This window comes from Natronorubrum daqingense (assembly GCF_001971705.1).
Taxonomy (GTDB): domain Archaea; phylum Halobacteriota; class Halobacteria; order Halobacteriales; family Natrialbaceae; genus Natronorubrum; species Natronorubrum daqingense.
The window spans coordinates 3,284,730-3,297,731 of sequence record NZ_CP019327.1 but is presented as its reverse complement, the minus strand read 5'-3'; the positions used below and the strand labels follow the sequence as shown (position 1 = coordinate 3,297,731).

General features: G+C 64.0%; 16 protein-coding genes. 9 read left to right on the top strand and 7 right to left on the bottom strand.

Annotated features, from left to right (window positions below; genetic code table 11):
- The first annotated feature begins 150 nt into the window (after nt 1-150).
- From BB347_RS15955 to BB347_RS15935, 5 genes are read left to right on the top strand one after another with little or no spacing between them, the layout of a single operon-like run.
- Nucleotides 151-1,383 (top strand): translation initiation factor IF-2 subunit gamma, encoded by a 1,233-nt coding sequence (locus BB347_RS15955; protein ID WP_076579930.1) that lies wholly within the window; start codon nt 151-153, stop codon nt 1,381-1,383.
- Between the two features lie 22 nt (nt 1,384-1,405).
- Complete coding sequence (locus BB347_RS15950; RefSeq protein WP_076579932.1) at nt 1,406-1,798, top strand: PIN domain-containing protein; 393 nt, start codon at nt 1,406-1,408, stop codon at nt 1,796-1,798.
- On the top strand, nt 1,799-2,371 hold the full coding sequence (locus BB347_RS15945; protein ID WP_076579934.1) for a DNA-directed RNA polymerase: 573 nt from the start codon (nt 1,799-1,801) through the stop codon (nt 2,369-2,371). It abuts the gene before it with no gap.
- 2 nt (nt 2,372-2,373) lie between these two features.
- The gene (gene spt4, locus BB347_RS15940) at nt 2,374-2,571 is read left to right on the top strand and encodes a transcription elongation factor subunit Spt4 (RefSeq protein ID WP_076579936.1); all 198 of its coding nucleotides are present in this window, start codon (nt 2,374-2,376) and stop codon (nt 2,569-2,571) included.
- A 6-nt stretch (nt 2,572-2,577) separates the two neighbouring features.
- On the top strand, nt 2,578-3,156 hold the full coding sequence (locus tag BB347_RS15935) for a GTP-dependent dephospho-CoA kinase family protein (RefSeq protein ID WP_076579938.1): 579 nt from the start codon (nt 2,578-2,580) through the stop codon (nt 3,154-3,156).
- Nucleotides 3,157-3,176: 20 nt separating this feature from the next.
- Here BB347_RS15935 and BB347_RS15930 read toward each other — a convergent pair whose 3' ends face one another.
- Nucleotides 3,177-4,172 carry a fumarylacetoacetate hydrolase family protein gene (locus BB347_RS15930; RefSeq protein ID WP_076579940.1) on the bottom strand — a complete coding sequence of 332 codons (996 nt, stop codon included), beginning with the start codon at nt 4,170-4,172 and terminating at the stop codon, nt 3,177-3,179.
- Nucleotides 4,169-5,071 carry a cyclase family protein gene (locus BB347_RS15925; RefSeq protein ID WP_076579942.1) on the bottom strand — a complete coding sequence of 301 codons (903 nt, stop codon included), beginning with the start codon at nt 5,069-5,071 and terminating at the stop codon, nt 4,169-4,171. The genes BB347_RS15930 and BB347_RS15925 overlap by 4 nt, the downstream gene beginning before the upstream one ends.
- 183 nt (nt 5,072-5,254) lie before the next feature.
- Between BB347_RS15925 and BB347_RS15920 the strand changes: the two genes are divergently transcribed.
- The 4 genes from BB347_RS15920 to BB347_RS15905 all read left to right on the top strand — a co-directional run bounded on the left by BB347_RS15920 (nt 5,255) and on the right by BB347_RS15905 (nt 9,073).
- The gene (locus tag BB347_RS15920) at nt 5,255-5,920 is read left to right on the top strand and encodes a helix-turn-helix domain-containing protein (protein WP_076579944.1); all 666 of its coding nucleotides are present in this window, start codon (nt 5,255-5,257) and stop codon (nt 5,918-5,920) included.
- A gap of 75 nt (nt 5,921-5,995) precedes the next feature.
- Nucleotides 5,996-6,334 (top strand): HalOD1 output domain-containing protein, encoded by a 339-nt coding sequence (locus tag BB347_RS15915; RefSeq protein ID WP_076579946.1) that lies wholly within the window; start codon nt 5,996-5,998, stop codon nt 6,332-6,334.
- A gap of 135 nt (nt 6,335-6,469) precedes the next feature.
- On the top strand, nt 6,470-7,561 hold the full coding sequence (locus BB347_RS15910) for a geranylgeranyl reductase family protein (RefSeq protein ID WP_076579948.1): 1,092 nt from the start codon (nt 6,470-6,472) through the stop codon (nt 7,559-7,561).
- Between the two features lie 81 nt (nt 7,562-7,642).
- Nucleotides 7,643-9,073, top strand: coding sequence for an MATE family efflux transporter (locus tag BB347_RS15905; RefSeq protein ID WP_076579950.1), 1,431 nt, complete (start codon nt 7,643-7,645; stop codon nt 9,071-9,073).
- A 61-nt stretch (nt 9,074-9,134) separates the two neighbouring features.
- Here the strand turns inward: BB347_RS15905 and BB347_RS15900 are convergent, their stop codons facing one another.
- The 5 genes from BB347_RS15900 to BB347_RS15880 form a co-directional block, all read right to left on the bottom strand.
- Nucleotides 9,135-10,592: an FAD-binding oxidoreductase gene (locus BB347_RS15900; protein WP_076579952.1), complete on the bottom strand. Its 1,458-nt coding sequence runs from the start codon at nt 10,590-10,592 to the stop codon at nt 9,135-9,137.
- Nucleotides 10,593-10,723: 131 nt separating this feature from the next.
- Entirely contained in the window at nt 10,724-11,143 is a 420-nt protein-coding gene (locus BB347_RS15895; RefSeq protein WP_076579954.1) for a hypothetical protein, read from the bottom strand.
- A gap of 84 nt (nt 11,144-11,227) precedes the next feature.
- Nucleotides 11,228-11,440, bottom strand: a complete 213-nt coding sequence (locus BB347_RS15890) for a hypothetical protein (RefSeq protein ID WP_076579956.1) — start codon at nt 11,438-11,440, stop codon at nt 11,228-11,230.
- Between the two features lie 108 nt (nt 11,441-11,548).
- Nucleotides 11,549-12,658, bottom strand: coding sequence for a CAF17-like 4Fe-4S cluster assembly/insertion protein YgfZ (ygfZ, locus tag BB347_RS15885; RefSeq protein ID WP_076580235.1), 1,110 nt, complete (start codon nt 12,656-12,658; stop codon nt 11,549-11,551).
- Between the two features lie 39 nt (nt 12,659-12,697).
- The gene (locus BB347_RS15880) at nt 12,698-12,997 is read right to left on the bottom strand and encodes a DUF6432 family protein (protein WP_076579958.1); all 300 of its coding nucleotides are present in this window, start codon (nt 12,995-12,997) and stop codon (nt 12,698-12,700) included.
- Between the last annotated feature and the right edge of the window lie 5 nt (nt 12,998-13,002).

Genomic DNA, 13,002 nt, shown 5'->3' with positions numbered 1-13,002 from the left:
GGGACAGCAGTCCGTACGAATTATCACCGAACGATATCGGCGCTCCTGACAAACAAAGAAACAGCGCGGAGACGGTCGCCAAATCGCCCCCAGAACAGTAGGTTTATCAATCGCACGGCGGAAGCTTTACCTAAGATTACTCACCGTCTTATGGCAGGAACTCAACAACCGGAGGTGAACATCGGGCTCGTCGGTCACGTCGACCACGGCAAGACGACGCTGGTGCAAGCGCTCAGCGGATCGTGGACAGATCAGCACTCAGAGGAGATGAAACGCGGTATCTCCATTCGTCTTGGCTACGCCGACGCGACGTTCCGTCACTGCGATGGACTCGAGGAACCCGAATGTTACACCGTCGAGGAGGAGTGTCCGGACGGCTCCGAAAGCGAGCCGCTTCGGACCGTGTCGTTCGTCGACGCCCCGGGTCACGAGACCCTGATGGCGACGATGCTCTCTGGTGCCTCACTGATGGACGGCGCCGTGTTGGTCGTCAGCGCGAGCGAATCCGTCCCACAGCCCCAGACCGAAGAACACCTGATGGCACTCGATATCATCGGGATCGACAACATCGTCATCGCCCAGAACAAGGTCGACCTCGTCGACCCCGAGACGGCGCGAGACAACTACGAACAGATTCAGGAGTTCGTCGAGGGGACCGTCGCCGAAGACGCCCCCGTCGTCCCCGTCTCCGCGGGACAGGAGGTCAACCTCGATCTGCTCATTCAGGCGATCGAAGAGGAGATTCCCACCCCGGATCGAGACCCCGACGACGATCCGCGAATGCACGTCGCCCGGAGTTTCGACATCAACAAGCCGGGGACGACCCACGAGAACCTCAGCGGCGGCGTCCTCGGTGGCAGCCTGATACACGGCGAACTCGAGGAAGGCGACGCCCTCGAGATCAAACCCGGACGCGAGGTCGAGGAGGGCGGCCAATCCGAATACGTGTCGATCGAGACGACGATTCGCTCGCTGCAAGCAGGTGGCGAATCGGTGGATTCGGCCACGCCGGGTGGCTTGCTCGGTGTCGGAACCGGCCTCGATCCGTCGTTCACGAAAGGCGACGCGCTGGCCGGCCAACTGGCCGGTCCACCCGGATCGCTGCCACCGACCTGGCAGGGCTTTACGATGGAAGTCGACCTACTAGACCGTGTGGTCGGTGCCGAAAGCGGCGAAACGGTCGACGAGATTTCGACCGGTGAGCCACTGATGATGACCGTCGGCACGGCAACGACCGTCGGCGCGGTCACGAGCGCCCGCGAGGGCGAGTGCGAGGTTAACCTCAAACGACCCGTCGCCGCCGAACCGGGAGCGAAGATCGCGATCAACCGCCGGATCGGTGCGCGCTGGCGACTGATCGGACTCGGAACGCTCGTCGAATAACGAACGCAACGGAACACGACGAATGAGCACGCCGACGCGAGTGGCACTCGATACGAGTGCGCTCATGATGCCGGTCGAATTGGACGTGCGGCTGTTCGACGAACTCGATCGGCTGGTCGACGCATACGAGCCGACGACACCACAGGCCGTCGTCGAAGAACTCCGTCGACTCGCCGAGAAGGGCGGAACCGAAGGGACAGCGGCGAACGTCGGCCACGACCTGGCGACCGAACGCTGTCTCATCGTCGACACGGAAGAATCGTACGCCGACGACGCGCTGGTCGAACTCGCCCGCGAGGGTGGCGTCGAGTACGTCGTCACGAACGATCGCCCGCTGTGCGACCGGGTGCTCGAGGAGTGTGTACCGGTAATTGCATTACGCGGGAGAAACAAGCTAGCGATCACTCAACCATAGATGTACAAACGGGCCAGACTGAAAGACACGGTCGAAGTACCGCCGGAGGCACTCGGTGACGTCTCGCCGAACCTCGTGAAGCGACTGCTCCAGGACAAACTCGAGGGGCGCATGGACGAAGAGGTGGGCAGCATCGTCTCGGTGACGAACGTCCACGATATCGGCGAGGGAACGGTCCTCCCGAACGAGCCGGGCGTCTACTACGAAGCTGATTTCGACGCCGTCACGTTCGACCCACAGATGCAAGAGGTCGTCGACGGTACCGTCGTCGAAGTCGTCGAGTTCGGTGCATTCGTCGGGATCGGCCCCGTCGACGGCTTGCTCCACGTCTCACAGATCAGCGACGAGTACCTCGCCTACGACGGCGAGAACCAACAACTCGCCTCGAACGAGTCGAACCAGACGCTCGGCGTCGAGGACGCCATTCGCGCACGCATCGTCACCAAGAGCATCGACGAGCGCAACCCGCGTGACTCGAAGATCGGCCTCACCGCTAAACAGCCCGGCCTCGGCAAGCACGGCTGGCTCGAGGAAGAACACGAAAAGCGTGAAGCGACGGCTGAGGGTGAGTGACGATGGCATCGGATCGTCTCGTCTGTCGCGAGTGTCACCGGGTCAACGATCCGGATAACGAGACTTGCGACGCCTGTAACTCCTCGTCGCTAACCGAAGACTGGGCGGGGTACGTCGTCATCTCCCACCCCGAAGATAGCGAGATCGCAAGCGAGATGCAGGTCACCGAACCGGGCGCGTACGCGCTCAAGGTCCGGTAACGAACCGTGTCTCGCGACGAACACGCGTCGGAGTCGGCCGCCGCTGACGCCGACGACCAGCGACTGGTTCTTCCAGACGAACTCCGACACGAACTCAAAGGCCCGATGGGTCCCATCGAGACCGACGCCGACGTGCTCCTCGAGGACGTTTCGGGACCGCTTATCGCCGTCGGCGACGTCGTCACCTACCACATTCTACAGGCCGGCCGTCACCCGGACGTCGCACTCGTCGACGAGCGGACGAAACGCCAGACCGTCGACGAGGAGATTCGCGAAGTCGTCACCGACGCGACCCACCTCGAGGCGGAAAATCCGCCAGCCGAGATTTCAGCGGACGTGGTCGACGCCCTACTCGAGGGACTCGAGCGCGAGGAGCCGACGACGATTCTGGTCGACGGCGAGGAAGATCTGGTTGCCTTACCCGCGATTCTCGCGGCACCCGAAGGTGCGAGCGTCGTCTACGGGCAACCCGACGAAGGAATGGTCCACGTCACCGTCACCGACGACGTTCGCGAGGACGTTCGGACGCTGCTCGAGCAATTCGAGGGCGACGCGACGTGGCTGTGGGCTGCGCTCGACGCGTGAGGAACGATTTCTCAGCGGCGTTACTCGACGACGGTGTGTTCGAGGACACCGATCCCTTCGATTTCGAGTTCGACGGTCGAGCCGTCCTCGAGCCACTGGCCGAGTTCTAATCCGCAACCTTCGCCGACCGTTCCGCTCCCGATAACGTCACCGGGGTGAAGCGTTTCCGATTGGGAAATGTGTGCGATGATATCCGCGAAGGAGTGATACATCTCGTCGACGGTTCCTTCGGACCAGACCTCGCCGTCGATGCGGGCGGTCATCGGCGCCTCGAGTACGTCGATATCGTCCGCGGGGACGACGTAGGGGCCCAGTCCGTTCGCGAAGTCCTTCCCCTTCGCCGGACCGAGGCGAGCGTCCATCTCTTTGCCCTGCATGTCTCGAGCGCTGAAGTCGTTGAAAACGGTGTAGCCGGTGATATAGTCCTCGGCCTCGTCGGCCGGGATATCCCGTCCTCGTTTGCCGATGACGGCGGCGATCTCGAGTTCGTAGTCCATGATGTGTGAGTACTCAGGCCACTGAACGGTCGTGTTCGGGGGGACGACGCTGTCGGCGTTGCCCTTGTAGTAGACCGGGATGTCGTACCAGACGTCGTCGATGTCGCCGTCCATGCTGTTCTGGACGTGTTCCTCGATGGCCATACAGTCCCGAAGCGAGTTCGGACGCGGCAGCGGTGCGAGGAGGTCGTACTCGTCCGGTTCGTAGCGGATCTTCGCCCCGCCGGGTCCGCGTTCGGCGTCGGTTTCGGACGCGTACTCGAGGGCGTCTCGTGCGTCCGCGAGCGCGCGATCCCCGCGTTCGAGGAAGGCGATCATCTCTGGTGGGACGCGAGCGTGTGCGAGATCGACGGGTGCGGGTTCACCCTCGGCCTCGAGGCGCGCGGCGGTGGCGGCGGTGAGGTCGACGAGGGTTGCCTCCCCCGCGACGGCTGCGGGGTGTTCGCTGGCCTCGAGGACGGCACCGATTCGTTCGACGGGGCCGACGGGCGTCTCGACCTCGAACGTCGCGAGTTTCACGGCTGCTCACCTCGAGCGTCGGCGGTCGTTTCATCGGCACTGGTGTCGGCGCACGAGTCATCCTCACCAGCGTCGGCGTGGATGGTGTCATCAGCCTCCGCCTCGAGGAGGGCGACGGGACGGACCCAGCCACCGCTCCCGTCTTCGATCGAAATCGGGAACGCGACGAGTGGGATATCGGTTTTTCGGGGCAATCGATCGAGATTCGCCATCTTCTCGATCTGGCAGTATTCGACGTCGCGGCCGGCGAAGTGCGCCGGCCACAGTTCGCTCTCGTCTCCGGATTCGGCGTAGCGCTCGCCCATCGAGGTGAACGGCTTGTCGAAGCCGTATGCGTCGGTGCCGATCACCTTCACGCCCTGCTCGACGAGAAATTTCGTCCCCTCGCCGCTCATGCCGGGAAAACGCGTGAGATACTCGGGGGAGCCCCACAACTCGTCGGCACCCGTCTGGATCAGGACGATTTCGCCGGGCGAGAGGTCGTGGTTCAGATCCGTGAGGGCGTCCTCGAGGTCGGGCACCGAAATCTCCTCGCCGGGGGATTTCGATCGGAAATCGAGCACGACCGCGTTTCCGCGACACCACTCGAGGGGCACCTCGTCGATGGTCTTCGCCGGTTCTCCGTCGACCTCGGGGCCGTAGTGCCAGGGGGCGTCCATGTGGGTTCCCGCGTGAGGGATCGCCTCGACATCCTCCCAAGCGAGGCCCATCCCTTCGGGAAAGTCACTCGCCTCGATGTCGTGACCGAGCTCGCGGAGGTTCGCCGCGAGGCGTTCGGCACCCGCCGCGTGATCGAAGGCGTCGATCGACGGCGGCGTCGGTTCGCTCGGCGGGCCGTCCTCGAGACCGATACTCAAGTCGATCAGCGTCGCGTCGTCGGCTGTCAACGGATTGGTCATAGTACCCTCGATTCGGGGCGGATATTTGAAGGTACGTGACAGAATCGACCGATCGTCGCTCGTCGGTCCACGAGAACGCGCCGTCCGTCCGACCGGCACAAAAAGCGGCGAGCGCTCGCAGTGGCGACTTGCCCGGTGACCGTCGGGCGGAGCGTTTTCCGATGCGAGGTTGAAACGCCAGTTATGGCGACCATTGCCCGGTTTACGATTCCAGCGGACGACTTCCCGTTGGGTCGGATCTTCGATGATCTGCCGAACACGACGGTCGAAATCGAGCGCGTCGTCCCGACCGAGCAGGACCTGCTCCCCTATTTTTGGATCTCGGACGTAGAACAAACGGACGTTCAGGGGTTCCTGACGGCCGAACCCGCGTTCGAGTCGGTAACGCGGGTCGATACACTCGACGGGCGCGAACTCTTCCGAGCTCGGTGGAACACCGACGTGGAGGGCGTCCTCACTGCGATCCTCGAGAGCGAACTCACGGTGTTGTCGGCACTCGGCACGCACGAGCGGTGGACGTTCGAGTTCCGAGCCGACGATCCCGATCAAATTTCGGCATTTCATCGGACGTGTGCTGACTACGATATCACCGTCCAACTCGAGCGACTACAGTCACTCGCGGAGAACCAACCGACCCACTCGCACGGACTCACTGCGAATCAACACGAGGCGCTGCTTCTCGCCTTCAACGAGGGCTACTACGATCAGCCGCGAACGACGAACCTCGAGACGCTCGCCGATCAACTCGATATTTCACGATCTTCGTTCAGCGACCGTCTGCGTCGCGGGTATTACAATCTCCTCGAAAATACGATCGTACATACATACACGACCAATAACGCGGAATAATTCGATCTGTTGTAAACCCCCCTGCATAATTGCAGGGAAGGTCCATCCCCGTCCGCTTCTTAGACCTCTACGTTAATGAGCAGCGAAGCCAGTAGTGGTGGTGATGATGATTCGACGACAGCGTTCGAATACGACGTGAATTCTAACGAAACGATGATCGAAGCGGTTCTCACTGCAGTCAGCGCAGTAACGAACGTTCCACTGTTACCATCGGAGACCGATGACTCGAGTAACGACCGTCGCGAGTCACTGCCCCCACTGTACAACGCGATCGACCCCGAGGCACTGGGCAATCTAACGCCCGATACAGCCGATAACACGGCCGAGTGGCGGCTCACGTTTTCCTACGCCGGCTGTGAGGTGACGGTTACCGACTCCGAAACGATTCACGTAAGCGAGCATCCAGTCGGCTGAATCGCGGGGTTTCCCAGCGGGTCTCTGATGGGCCGTCCGCTGCGTCGAGACGCGACTTCGAGGGGGGGTCTGGGTGTGAGAGCCAGCGAGAGAATCTCGAGAAACTATTTACCCGCCGACGAAAATCACCAGCATATGTACGACTTCGTCGTCGTCGGCGTCGGTCCGCCGGGGGCGCGCTTCGCTCGCCGGGCCGCCGAAGACGGCTACGACGTGCTCGCCCTCGAGAAAGGACAGATTGGCGAGCCACTGGCTTGCTCGGGGCACGTGAGTACGGATATCTGGGATTTTACCGGCGAAGGCGCACGCGAATCACTGTTTCAAAACGAAATCTACGGCGCGCGATTCCACGTCGACGGACCGGAAAGTGACGCCTACCCGTTCTACAAACAGGAGGTCGCGTCGAACGTCGTCGACCGCGTCGGACTCGACCGACACCTCGCCGACCTCGCCCGCGAGGCGGGCGCAGACGTTCGCGAGGGCCACACGGTCACCGACGTCACGGAACACCGCGACCGCGTCGCGGTCGTCGCCAACGGCCCCGATGGCACCCTCGAGTTCGAGGCGAAGATGCTCGCCGGCTGTGACGGCCCGCGCTCTCGAGTCCGCGAGACGCTCGGTCTCCCCGAACCGGAGGAACTCCTCCACGGCGTGCTCGCCTTCTCCGAGGAGAAAGACCACCAGGACTTCGTCGACGTCCACCTCACCGCGCCGACGTTCTTCGCGTGGCGCATTCCCCGCGGGGACGCCGGCGTCGAGTACGGCCTCGCGGCTCCGCCGGGCGTCGAGGTGACCAAACACTTCGAGGAGCTAATCGACGGCTACGAGATCGACGTCTCGCATCGCTGCTCGGGGGCTATCCCCATCGGCCCGCCGGATCGCGTCACGAGCCGTCGCGCGTTCCTCCTCGGCGATGCGGCCGCCCAGACCAAGCCCTTCACCGGCGGCGGCATCCTCTACGGCATGACCAGCGCCGACCACGCCGCCCGCGAGATCGATCCCGATCGGCCGACCACGCTCGCGGCCTACGAGCACGCCTGGCGCGAGGACTTGACACGCGAGCAGACCCTCGGCCACCTCCTCCGCCGGGCGTACTCGCTGCCGGCACCGGTCCAACACGTCGGCCTCGGCGCGCTCTCCGGTGAGATCGGCGTCCACATGGATCGGCCGACCTCGCTCGTCTCGCCGGCTCACCTGCGGACGATGCTCTCTCGGCTGCTCTCCTGAGAAGTCGGTCAGTTATTCTCGAGAACGCTCCGTTGCGACCAGTCGACAGACCGAAGGCCACTCTCACGAAACGATCGGTAGATGAGTGGACGCCAGACCGCCGTCGTCGAGTTCCTCGCGCGGACGCTCGAGCGCTTCGGCGTGATGAAGGCGAAGCGGTTTCACCCGACCGCGGAGCTCGCGTGGCCCCGGATCGTCACGGGCTTCGCGATCATGTCCAAGCAGACAGCCGACCTCGCGATGGTCGGCATCGCCGTCGGGACGGCCGGAACCGCCGGACTTGCGTTTGCACTCGCGTTCTGGGAAGTTATCACGATGATCGGGTTAGGACTGGCTGGTGGCACGGTCAGTCTGGTTTCCCAAAACTACGGCGGCGAGGAGACCGACCGCGCATCGCTCGTCGTCACGCAGAGCATCCTACTCGCGGTCGCCATCGCGATACCGGTCGCGCTCGTCTTCTTGTTCTTCGCCGGGCCGTTGATCGGGTTCTTCGGTGCCGACGCGGCCGAAACGCAACACGGCGCGACCTACCTGACGCTCGTCGCGCCGGCCGTCCTGTTCGAACTGCTGAACCTGATCGCCAGTCGAACCTATACAGGCGTCGGCGACACGTTCACCGAGATGGTCGCCCGCGCGGGCGGCGCCGTGCTCAACATCGTGTTGAGCGCCGTCCTCATCTTCGGCTTCGACCTCGGCGTCGCCGGCGCGGCCATCGGGACGAGCGTCTCCACCGGCTTCGTCACCGTTGTCCTCGCGTGGGGCATGCTCGGCTACTCCTACGGCGCGCTCGGAATGGAGCCCAGTCCCGTCCCCGTCACCCGCTCGGGGCCGTGGCTCGAGCCGACATTGCTCCGCCAGATTGTCACAATTTCGACGCCCGAGATCGGTCGGCGACTCGCGCAGGGACTCGTCGTCTTCCCGCTGTTGTGGATCGCCGCCACGTTCGGCCCCGTCGTCGTCACCGCACTCGAGGTCGGCCGTCGCGTTCGGAGCCTCATCAACAGCGTCAACTGGGGGCTCTCGCTGGCCTCGAGTTCGCTGGTCGGCCAACAACTCGGCGCGAACGACGAGGAGGAAGCGGGAGCGTACGGCGCGGGGATCATCCGCCTCTCTGCGGTGTGTTACACCGGATTGGCCGTCCTGATGATCCTCTTCGCGGAGCCCATCGCGAGCGTGTTCGTCGGCAGCGCCGAGGAGGTCGCGCTGGCAGCGACATTCGTCGCCGTCGGCGGCCTCAGCGCGATCGGTGAAGGGATCGACGGTGCCGCTGCTGGGGCTCTCCTCGGCGCTGGGGACACTCGCTGGCCGTTCGTCGCCTCGCTGATCGGTCGCTACGTCTTCGCGCTTCCCGCCGCCGCGATTGGCCTCGTCACCCCACTCGGTATCGGCGGACTCTACCTCGCGTTGTTACTCGAGACGGCCGTTCCCGGCGGCATCAACTACTGGCTGTTCCGCAGCGGTCGCTGGAAAGCCGTCAGTCGTCAGTACCGGCCGTCGGCCGAAACCGGTTGAAAGGAAAGCGAACGCCGATACCGACTGCGATGCGAGCCGACGCGAGCCAAAGCGGGACGCGTTACTCGCCGTCCACACGCGACTCCTCGCCGTCCGTACGCGATTCCTCGCCGCCGATCGTCCCAAACAATGCGTCCGGATCGTACCGTTCCTTGAGGGAGATGGCTCGCTCGTAGTTATCGCCGAAGCGTAACTTCTCGGGATCTTCGTTCAATCCCGGGAAGTTCCCGTACCGACCGGAGGCGACCGGAAGCGCCTGGACCGCGGCGAACACTTCTCGAGCCCAGGTCACGTTCGCGTCGTCGTCGTCAACTGGGTCCTCCCAGTTCGCCTCCACGGTGAGCATGTAGGGTTTATCGCGGTGCCAGAACGCGCTCGCGTCCCGTGGAACCTCCTCGACCGCGTCGCCGAGGTGCCAGAGGTCGATCGTCGAGAGCGCCGACGGCGCGGCGTCGGTGTAGCTCTCGACGATGTCGATTACCTCGTCGGTGAGGTCCGTCAGGAAGATCGACTTCCAGTAGTAGCGGAGGCCGTCGGGATAGTCTTCGTCGAGCATCGACTGCAGGTCGGTGTAGGCCATCGACCCGCTCAAGTCGGCGATCGGCGTGGCCCGCTCTCGAAGCGAGCGGAAACATTCCTCGGCACCCTCGAGATCGCCTCGGTACGAGCCGAATAAGGCGACGGCGAGTTCGCCCCACGTCTCTTCGGGAAACGCCTCGAGTTCGGGGACGCGTGCGGCGAACGCGAGCACGCTAGCATTGCGCGGTGCATCGGCGGTCCACTCGCGGAACTCCTCGAGTACCGCAGCCGTGTCGTCGCCGTGGAACCAGCAGAACAACGAGTACACCTCGGGACCGACCTCGTGGAGGTCGAACTCGAACGACGTGGCGATCCCGAACCGTCCGCCGCCGCCGCGGAGTCCCCAGAATAGGTCCTCGTTTTGCTCGGCGCTCGCGGTTACGACTTCGCCATCGGCGGTAACGACATCGACGCTGCGGAGATTGTCGACCGCGAGCCCGTACTCGCGACTCAGATGGCCGTAGCCGCCGTTGAGCGTCAATCCGGCGACGCCCGTCTCAGAGACGGCACCGAGCGCCGTCGCGAGGCCGAACAGTTGCGTTTCGCGATCGACGTCGCCGAGCGTCGCACCACCCTCGACGCGTGCCGTCTTCGCGTCGGGGTCGACGTGGACGCTTCGCATCGCCGAGAGGTCGACGACGAGTCCGGCGTCACAGACGGCCGTCCCGGCGACGTTGTGTCCACCACCGCGGACCGCGAGGGGCAGGTCGTGCGCTCGAGCGAAGGCCACCGACGCGACGACGTCTGCGACCCCGCGACAGCGGGCGATAATCGCCGGGTATCGATCGATCATGCCGTTCCACACCCCTCTGGCGCGTTCGTACTCGGGGTCCGCCGGAAGGATCGCCGCGCCGCTGAGTTCGGTTTCGAACGACCGAACGGCTCCACTGGGGAGCGCAGCGAGCGCGTTCTCGCCGGGTGATTTTTCTGTCGAGGCCATAGTAGAGGGTACGCATCCAGCGACGATAAACGAGTTTCCAGGCCAACAGGAGTCTCAGTCGGGGAGATACGACCGCTTACCGACGAATTCGAACGCGGGCGACTCGAGAGTGGGCCAGCGAACGGACCGAATTACTCGTCCGGTCCGACGATGCCACACGCGATCGCATCGGGTTCGGTCGGTTCCGTGCCCTCGATCGCGGCCGGATCCAATAAGAGCACGGTATCGTCTGGCATCGCGGCTTCGACCTGCACGGTTCGACCCAATACCCCTTCTAACTCGTCGACGTCACCGATCTCGAACTCGCGCTCGAGCAATAACTCGGCGTTGGCCCGCGAGAGCACGTAGACGAGGTCCGTCGCCCTCGTCGCGTCGTTTTCGGCCGTCTCGCGCAATTCGGCGAGCGAGTCGGGGGAGACGTCCTCGAGCGAGCGGATCGTGACGCGTTCGGTATCGGAGCCGGGTGCCTCGTCGGACTGCGTCCGAAGAGTCGCACATAGCTCCGTGAAGTCCGTCGATGGGTCGATCGGTGCGTCGGAACTGGCGTTCATAGCGGGCCTTTGGGGTCGGCGTGCATGAGCGTCGGGCCGGCCAGTTCTGGCACGGCGCGTGCTCGAGGCGGCGTCGATCCGCAATCACTCCGTCGGCGAGTCGGCTCTCGGCAGTGAACCACGTTGGGAAGCGTAGTAGAAGATGACGAGAAAGCCGGCCATCGGGACGATGATGCCCAGTTCGTACATCTCCGGGTTCTCGAGGCCGAGCCGTTTCGCGTCGAAGTGAACCACGATGGCGGCCGGAAACTGGAGGAAGAGTGCACCGGCGAGGAGAACCATAACCAGATCGGACATACGGGCAAGGACGGAGTTGACGGATAAATATCTTGTTCAGTGACTGACGACGCGTCCACGGGCGCGCCGCCAGCGAGAGTCGCGGACGCACCCTGAGAACGGGGTCGGCTACTGATACTCGGGCAACCGACCGGAGCGATCCGATCCGTCGACGAACGGCAGTTCGGTTACCGTCGCCGGCACCTCCTCGCCGTCGACACGAACCGTGAGTTCCGTGCTCTCGAGGCCGTACTCGACGAACGCGAGGGCGACGACGTCCTCGAGCAGCGGGCTCTCGGCGCCGCGGGTGACCTCGCCAACCGAGGCGTCGCCGTCGAAGACTGCCGCGCCCGATTCCGGAACCACGGACGCCGAATCACCGTCGGAGCCCTCGAGCGTCAGGCCGATGAGCTGTCGACTCGGCTGACCCCGATTCTCGACGCGGGAAACGACCTCCTGACCGACGTAACAGCCCTTCTCGAAGTCGAGGGCGACTCGCAGGCCGAGGACGTTCGGGATCGTGCCCTCGAGTTCGGTCTCGAAGAGGGGCGTTCCGGCCTCGAGTGCGAGACTCTCGAAGGCCCGGTAGCCGAAGGGGGCGGCGTTGAGGCCGTGATTGAGGAGGGTATCGTAGACGGCCTCGGCGTCGGCGGCCGCACAGATGACCTCGTAGCTCTCCTCGCCGGTGGGCGCGTCGGTGCGGATGACGCTGACGCCCTCGTCGGACATCGTCCCCCGGACGAACGAGTAGTGCTGGTCCGGCGAGCCAGCACCGTTGAGGACGCTCGCGACCTTCTCCGTGGCTTTCGGACCGTGGATGCCGAAGACGGCGAAATCGTCCGTCCCGACGCTGATCTCGACGTCCTGGATAAAGACCTTCTCCGACCACTCCTCGGCCAAGGGCTCCGCCTTCGACGGCGGCGTAAAGAGCAACAGTCGCTCACCGGCGTTGTAGACGTAGAGTTCGATCTCGATTCGACCCTGCGGATCGAGAACCAGTGCATAACAGCCCTGGCCGTCCTCGTCGGGCACGCGATTCGAGACGACGTTGTCGACGTACTCGAGGCGGTCCTCGCCCTCGACGACGACGATTCCGTAGGCCATCTCGAGCAAGCCGACGCCGTTTCGGACCGCCCGGTGAGTTCGCTCGGGGCGACCGAAGTGCTCGACGACCGTTCTCCCGTCGCGCTCGCCGAAGGTGGCCCCGTGATCGGTATGAATGGACTCGATGACGCTCATGACTCGTTCGAGGGGCCAGATCCCCACAGGCGTTTCGATTCAAAAGGGCAATCGCTCGCGGAGCCACTCGCCGATGGTTTGGGTCTCCTCCTCGTCGGTCGGGACGTCCGGGACGACGCGGTCGGCGGGCTTGATCACCGTCTGGCTCGGGTTCGATTCGACGCTGATCAGTCCGTCGTCGTTCAACGTCGCTAGTGCTGACTCGAGTTCGTCGATATCGACTTCGACGTCGGCACGGAGTTCGAAGACCGTCATGCCGTCGTCAACACGATCGACGAGGGCATCGAGAATCGCGACCTCCGTCTCCGCTCGATCCCGATACTCCCGCTTTGCTCTCATCCAGA